Raw genomic sequence first — 4,660 nt, 5'->3', positions numbered from 1 at the left:
GGCCAATCACGGCCAAAAGACCGTTGACGCCTTCGCGCTGGCTCGTGAGCGTATGACAAAACGTGGCTTCCGCGGGACCGCCGCGCGGTCCCAAAATCAAATCTATATGGGCGATTTCATTGCCGTCGCCGACGAGTGCTTCGCCGACGCACACCTTGGTGATCTTCGCCATCATGACCCTCCCTCGATTTCGGGCTAAAGCAATCTCGCGGTACTCAAGCCGTCTTCCACTTTTCAACGGGATCGAGCATATCTGCGACGGCAAGTGCGAGCAAGCTCGCAACTGTGAGATCGGCCGACGTCCCGGGATAGCATGCCGCCATCTTGAGGCTCCGATCGAAATCGAGCAGCAATGCCCTCTCATGTTCGATTTTTGCTGTCGAGCGCACGGCGGCTAACGCTTGGAAATCCGCTTCACTGGACGGCCTTGTCGCGGTTGCGTGCTTTATCTAGGCCCTTCGTCGCATTCAAGCCTTTGGTTCCAGTCAAGACCGCGCCGTCAAGATCGGCGTCGGTGACGTCCGCGCCCGCCAGGTTTGCGCCACTTAAGTTGGCTCCAGAAAGGTCGGCGCTGAGCAAGTTGGCGTTGCTAAGATCGGCGTCAATGAGCTTGGCGAACGACAGCACGCCGCGATTCAAATCCGCGCCCGAGAGATTAGCGCCGGACAAATCCGAGCCCGAGAGATCGATGCGCATCTGGCCCATGGGCTGGTTCTTCATGTCCACGCCCATTTTCGCGTCGGCGAACTTGGCTCCCCGCAGGTCGACGCGGCTGAGTCTCGCGATAATGCGCGCACCGGAAAAATTAGCATCCCTGAAGATAGGGGCATCCGCCGGCGTCACGTCCAATCCCGCATAGACAACCGGGCCAAACATGCTTGCACCCGAGAGGTCGGCGCCGCTGAAATTGGCACGCATGATCCAGGCGGCATCCAGCATGGCGCCGGAGAGGTTGGTACCTGACAGGTTCGCCCCTACAAGCTTGGTTGCGAAGAGATTAGCACCAGCGAGATCGGCACCTTTGAAGTCGACCCCGCTGAGATCGAGTTTGGACAGATCCTTGCCCGCAAGAGCCGGCGGTTGAACCGGGGTTGCCTTGGCGACCATCTCGCGCACCTCATCCGCAGTGAGATCGGCTGCGCTTGCGGCCCGTGCAAACGCGGCGAACGCAAGTAAAAGCGCAAGTGCCGCCGGCTTCGATCTCGATTGCATTTGCTTGAGGACCCCTATCGCCATCGCGCGGGTTTGAGCAGGGCTTTCTAAACTACAGGATTGTCTATTCTCGGACCAGCCTACCAGCTCTTTGGACATCAACTACAGTATGCTAGCTTGCAAAGGACGCGCACTCGAGCGAGCAACGATAGTCTGCGCGGTGCGGTGGATCGAAAGGCAGGTGCGGTGTGAACCCGATTGACGGCGGTCGCGCGGACTGATCGATCCTAAAGAACGTGGATATCGCGAAAAAAAATTGAATCGATGGGGAGGTTTGAATGCCAGCCAAAGGAGTGACGAGAACGATGATCTTCGCCGTAGTCGGATTGTCGATCGCGACCGTTGCCGCCGACGCCGCCGACGTCGACAAGGGCAAGGAGATCTTCAAAAAGTGCGCGCTTTGCCACACAAACGAAGCGGGCAAGAACAAGATCGGGCCGAGCCTTTTCGGCATCGTCGGACGTCATTCGGCGAGCATTGCAAATTTCAACTATTCCGATGCCATGAAAAATTTCGACATGACGTGGGATCGCGCGACACTCGATACATACCTTACAAACCCGCGCGAAGTCGTGCCGGGCACCAAGATGATTTTCCCCGGCCTCAAGGACAAGGCGGACCGCGACGCCTTAATCGATTACCTGGAGACCCTGAAATGATCTTGTCGTCCGACACGAGCCGGCTGGCGGGAAAGGTGATCATTGGCACTCCGCAAACTCAGCATTGAGCGCACTTTACCGAAGGTCGACACGTCAACATCGCACTGGCCCTTCCCGCGCATTGGCCGGATAATTGCGCGACATTCGGAGGGGCAACCGGGCGGGAGCGGGGAATACCTTGCAACGCCTTGATTCACTGTTGGAAAGACAATTAGCACTCGGCGCGGCGCTTTCGTTGCTGCTGAATGCAAGCGGATTTTTCGTGCTCGCGTTGGCGTTCCACCCTGTTTCCATTGATGAACCGGAGGTAGTGCCGGTCGAACTCGTTTCCCTTCCCGCACCTGGGTCGCCGGCACCCGTGTTGCAGGAGCGCGAACCGCTTCGCCCGGAAGTCGCGACCGCCAGCCCGTCCCATCAAACCGCAGAGTCAAAGCCGACCGAACAGCCCGCCGCGTTGAAACCCCCGACCCCCGAGGAACCTCCAGCGCAAGCGGTGAAATCCGTCGAGCCAGAACCGGAGGCATCGGTCGCGGAGCTTCCGGCGGAACTGCCGATCCCCACTCTTCCGCCGAAGCCGGCACAGGCGATGGCTTATGCAAGGCCCCACGAAGCGGCGGCCCCCGCTGCCGAGGCGGACGTAGAAGGTTCGTCCGCCGCACCGGCTCAAGCCATGGCCCCTACCGTCCAAGAGGTCGCCGCCGCGCCGAGCGTTGCGCTCATCGATGCGGCCGCAACGAAGGCGGCATTAGGACAGTATGCGAGCCGTCTGCATGGACTTATCGAGGCGCACAAATCCTATCCCGCCCAAGCCATGATTCGCCGCGAGGAGGGGACGGTCGTGCTGCGCATCGTCATCGAGCACGATGGAAAACTTCTCGATGTCGAAGCGCTGTCCGGTTCACCTTCCCGTCTTGTCGAGGCGTCGGTTCAGGCGACGAAGGCCGCGGGCCCGTTCCCATCGTTTCCTAGGGAAATCGATCTGCCCAGGGCGACCTTCGAACTTCCGATTACCTTCCGGCTCCAGTGACGCGATCATGATCCGGCCGCGGTCCGCGGTATTGGCGACGGCACTCATGTGCCTCGCCGTGGCTGGCGCGATGCCTGGCTTTGCCGGCGAGGTTCCGAGCGTCGCGTTCTTAGGCTTCGCGCTGATCAATTCGTCGCTCGAGCAGACGACCCCCGCCGAGATGCAGCGGCTCGAAATGCTCGACGATCTCTTTCACGAAAGGCTTAATGCCTCGGGCCGATTCAAGGTCATTCCCATCCCCGCCGACATGCAGGCGAAAATTCAATCCGGTCCTGCCATAAGCGGCTGCAATGGCTGCGAGCGTGACCTCGCGACCAGGGCCGGGGCGGATTGGGCGGCGTGGGGAACCGTGCAAAAGGTGAGCAACCTCATCCTCAATATCAACCTTTACATGGAGGATGCGCGGACCGGAAAGATGGAGTTTGTCAAAAGCGTCGATATTCGCGGCAATACCGACGAATCCTGGCGGCACGGCTTCGACTACATGATCCGTCATTACCTGCTCGTCGAACCTTGATCAGCAAGCGATGACCCGGCAGGGCCTGAATCACCACCCTTTGCCGTTAGGGATGGGGGGTCACCAGCACAATCCGGCCGGGGCCGCGAACCGCGCCGGTCGAATGGCACGCCGCAGTTGTCGACCCGTTGATCATCGGATGCCTTGTCGGAGAGCCTTTCCTTGAGAGTCTTTACGCTGTCTTCACTCGCGGCCGGCGCCGATGCGCCGGAATTGCCGGGCTCGTTCGCGGCTGGACCGGCGCACGCCTCGAATGACGTCGTGCAAGCGAACAGTAAAACGCCGATTGCCGCAAGGCGTCCCATGGCCGCACTCTCCAGCTAAAACGACGGTATTGTATCGCGACGTTGCGATAACCTAAGAAAATTAGCGCGAGTCGCACAAGTTCGTCTTCCCGGCCCTTGCGCTCGATTTGTCGCGGCCGATCTTCACCGCGGCGTGGCGGTTTTCATTGCCGTTCGACCGCGATGCGCAGGCCAAGGCCGATAAGCGACGCACCCGCAGCACGTTCGTGTTCGCCTTCGGTAATTGCGAGACAGTCTGAGAGGTTTTGCGAATGCAGGATTTCTTGCTCATCGTAGTCCGTGAGGGAGCGGAAAAAGGACCGGAACCCGGTGCGTCAGGGACGGCCGAACAGGATGTCCGAGCGATTCATCGCGCGATATGTAATAAGTGTTCGACGGAAGAAATGGTCCGAATCATTCAGCCGGGCCTTCGCACCCAACGCGCAATTGCTGCGCTCCGTTGGCGTGAGGGAATCGTGGAGAGCCTTTGCTGTACGTGGTCGGAAGAGTTCTTGGAAGCTGGCAAGAAGCTGCCGGCAGGCGATACAGATCGCCAATCGTCATTGCGAGACCAGCACCGAGCGAGCCCGGCATGGTGAGGACCGCCCCACTGCCGGCGACGTCGCCCCAAGGGCCAACGTTCGTGGTCTGGAACTGTAAGCAGATTTGGATCTTGTCGGCACCTACTGCGAGATTCTTGCCGAAGCGTGGGTATTCGGGAGTTGAGAAACTGCAAGTAACGCTGGTTGCACTCCCCCGCAACCACCTTTACCGAACTGCGATAAGGCTCCGTTGCGACGCTCTCCATCCCTGTCGAGAGCTTAACCATGTTCGCGATCTCGCCCATGAGCTCAATCACGAAGCCGTCTTCGGTCGGGTTTACCTCAACGCGTTCGATGAGGTCGCGCAGGATCTCGAGCGCTTCGGATTGTGCGCGCGGATCGGCAAGCGCGGTTTACAG

Annotated in this window: 7 protein-coding genes; 4 read left to right on the top strand and 3 right to left on the bottom strand. The window is 59.8% G+C overall.

From position 1 onward, the window contains the following. The 3 genes from VEJ16_13090 to VEJ16_13080 form a co-directional block, all read right to left on the bottom strand. On the bottom strand, positions 1-172 hold a 172-nt coding region (locus tag VEJ16_13090; protein ID HYB10598.1), incomplete at its 3' end, for a formaldehyde-activating enzyme. A gap of 43 nt (positions 173-215) precedes the next feature. Further along, the gene (locus tag VEJ16_13085; protein ID HYB10597.1) at positions 216-389 is read right to left on the bottom strand and encodes a hypothetical protein; all 174 of its coding nucleotides are present in this window, start codon (positions 387-389) and stop codon (positions 216-218) included. A 25-nt stretch (positions 390-414) separates the two neighbouring features. After that, positions 415-1,107: a pentapeptide repeat-containing protein gene (locus VEJ16_13080; GenBank protein HYB10596.1), complete on the bottom strand. Its 693-nt coding sequence runs from the start codon at positions 1,105-1,107 to the stop codon at positions 415-417. A 410-nt stretch (positions 1,108-1,517) separates the two neighbouring features. On the opposite strand from VEJ16_13080, the gene VEJ16_13075 reads away from it, so the two are divergent. From VEJ16_13075 to VEJ16_13060, 4 genes are all read left to right on the top strand, one after another. Further along, positions 1,518-1,871: a cytochrome c family protein gene (locus VEJ16_13075; protein ID HYB10595.1), complete on the top strand. Its 354-nt coding sequence runs from the start codon at positions 1,518-1,520 to the stop codon at positions 1,869-1,871. A gap of 199 nt (positions 1,872-2,070) precedes the next feature. Next, entirely contained in the window at positions 2,071-2,898 is an 828-nt protein-coding gene (locus VEJ16_13070) for a TonB family protein (protein ID HYB10594.1), read from the top strand. A gap of 7 nt (positions 2,899-2,905) precedes the next feature. Continuing rightward, positions 2,906-3,415: a DUF3280 domain-containing protein gene (locus VEJ16_13065; protein HYB10593.1), complete on the top strand. Its 510-nt coding sequence runs from the start codon at positions 2,906-2,908 to the stop codon at positions 3,413-3,415. A gap of 981 nt (positions 3,416-4,396) precedes the next feature. Next, positions 4,397-4,660: hypothetical protein (locus tag VEJ16_13060; GenBank protein ID HYB10592.1), on the top strand; the 264-nt coding region annotated here is incomplete at its 3' end.

Source organism: Alphaproteobacteria bacterium, assembly GCA_035625915.1.
Classification (GTDB): Bacteria; Pseudomonadota; Alphaproteobacteria; order JACZXZ01; family JACZXZ01; genus DATDHA01.
Note: the sequence above shows the minus strand (reverse complement) of the source record. Positions and strands in the feature narration are given on the sequence as shown.

What these genes read in the sequence shown, in the direction of transcription:
- VEJ16_13080 (HYB10596.1), bottom strand. Translation starts at nt 1,107, where the DNA reads ATGGTCGCCAAGGCAACCCCGGTTCAACCGCCGGCTCTTGCGGGCAAG.
- VEJ16_13075 (HYB10595.1), top strand. Translation starts at nt 1,518, where the DNA reads ATGATCTTCGCCGTAGTCGGATTGTCGATCGCGACCGTTGCCGCCGAC.
- VEJ16_13065 (HYB10593.1), top strand. Translation starts at nt 2,906, where the DNA reads ATGATCCGGCCGCGGTCCGCGGTATTGGCGACGGCACTCATGTGCCTC.